The 230-nt window shown below is 69.1% G+C and carries 1 protein-coding gene; it reads left to right on the plus strand.

Annotation, left to right across the window (positions count from 1 at the left end; translation table 11 throughout):
• On the plus strand, positions 1–230 hold a 230-nt coding region (locus TW83_RS18395), incomplete at both ends, for a KR domain-containing protein (protein WP_045984235.1).

Below are 230 nucleotides of genomic sequence, written 5' to 3' on the forward strand. Positions count from 1 at the left end.
CGATGCGCCGATGCTGGCCAAGTCCACCGCCGGGATCGAGGACGTGCTGGCCCCCAAGGTCCACGGCACGCGCAACCTGGCGATGGTGCTGGCGGCGCATCCGGTCCAGCGCACCGTGCTGTTCTCGTCGACCTCGACCGAGATCGCGGCTGCGGGACAGGTCGACTATGTCGCCGCCAACGAATATCTGAACGCCGTCGCCGGAGCCGGGATCGCGGCCTTTGGCCAGG

The organism is Paracoccus sp. S4493 (genome assembly GCF_000967735.1).
Classification (GTDB): Bacteria; Pseudomonadota; Alphaproteobacteria; order Rhodobacterales; family Rhodobacteraceae; genus Paracoccus; species Paracoccus marcusii.